The organism is Enterobacter cloacae complex sp. GF14B, from assembly GCF_004136805.1.
Taxonomy (GTDB): Bacteria; Pseudomonadota; Gammaproteobacteria; order Enterobacterales; family Enterobacteriaceae; genus Enterobacter; species Enterobacter hormaechei_C.
The window spans coordinates 1-1,483 of the sequence record NZ_QFRV01000108.1; the positions used below are offsets into that span (position 1 = coordinate 1).

General features: G+C 43.4%; 2 protein-coding genes. One reads left to right on the plus strand and one right to left on the minus strand.

What is annotated here, in order from left to right:
- Positions 1-189: 189 nt before the first annotated feature.
- Positions 190-894, plus strand: coding sequence for an IS6-like element IS1006 family transposase (locus tag DD606_RS22365; protein ID WP_001067784.1), 705 nt, complete (start codon positions 190-192; stop codon positions 892-894).
- A gap of 84 nt (positions 895-978) precedes the next feature.
- On the opposite strand, the gene DD606_RS22370 is transcribed toward DD606_RS22365, so the two are convergent.
- Positions 979-1,419 (minus strand): hypothetical protein, encoded by a 441-nt coding sequence (locus DD606_RS22370; RefSeq protein WP_255573115.1) that lies wholly within the window; start codon positions 1,417-1,419, stop codon positions 979-981.
- Positions 1,420-1,483 lie beyond the last annotated feature (64 nt).

Here is a 1,483-nt window from a genome sequence, read left to right on the forward strand (position 1 = left end):
CAGCAGGGGTGTCATCGGGTCGTCATCCACCGCATCCGAGGCCAGATAGCTGTTTTCGACATCCCGTTCCAGCAGGCCTTGCCGTTCCAGATAGCGACCCACCCGGTGGGCGATGGTGTGCGTCAGCGGCACTGTTGCAAATAACCACGAATGGTAAGCTGAAGACTGTTTTAGCTAAAGGTGCAGCATATGAATCCTTTCCATGGTCGGCATTTTCAGGGCGAAATCATTCTTTGGGCTGTGCGCTGGTATTGTAAATATGGCATTAGCTATCGTGAACTGCAGGAAATGCTGGCCGAACGGGGTGTGAATGTTGATCACACGACTATTTACCGTTGGGTTCAACGTTATGCTCCTGAAATAGAAAAACGTTTACGCTGGTATTGGCGTAATCCTACAGATCTGAGCTCGTGGCATATTGATGAAACCTATGTAAAAGTGAATGGACGATGGTCTTATCTGTATCGTGCAGTCGATCAACGTGGCGATACCATTGATTTTTATCTTTCTTCTAGACGTAATACCAAATCAGCATATTGTTTTCTTGGAAAAATTTTAAATAATGTGAAGAAGTGGCAAATTCCACAAGTGATCAACACGGATAAAGCACCCACATATGGACGTGCTTTATCACGGTTAAAACGGGAAGGTAAATGTCCACCAGACCTTGAGCACAGGCAGATTAAGTATAAAAATAACGTGATTGAATGTGATCATGGCAAGCTAAAGCGGATCATCAGGGCCACATTAGGATTCAAATCTATGAAGACGGCTTATGCCACAATTAAAGGTATTGAAGTCATGCGTGCACTACGTAAAGGACAAGCATCGTCATTTTATTATGGTCAGCCTCAGGGTGAAGTGTGTCTAATCAACAGGGTTTTCGGTCTCTAAGTACTTTTTAAAGGGAACATCATCGACTCAAATCTCTATTTGCAACAGTGCCAAAAAAACCAACTTCAAGTTGGTTTTTCTTTTTTAATCATCAGTGGCGACCTTAACACCATATCCAATTAAACCTGCAAGGCTAGCATAGGCTATTTTGGCATAAATCGAACCCCACCAGACCGTAATTTTACTGGCACCAAATTCCCGAACCGTTTGCCCCATAAAATTAGTGGTTTCATAGAAATTTTTAGCAGAATAACCTAACGCAATATGATCAAGGACAGGGAATAAACTAAAAGCTAAACCTACTGCTGCTGCGGGGAAAGTAAACTCTCTTGATAGACCGAATTTTCCAGTAATAAATACAAGCGATACCACGATAATTAATCTAATGATAGTCCATAGCATCACTGTGAAAGGCAAGTTAAAGATGCCTGCTCCCTGCCACGCAAGACCGCAAACAACTAGGAGAGCATAAAAAATATTGGGGCAGCGTGAGCTATGCTGCCATCGCTGGTCCCTTCCCGTCACTTTGAAAACCCGGATACCAGCAGACAAATTTATCCTGCAGTTCGTTATTCAAAACGGCGGTCCG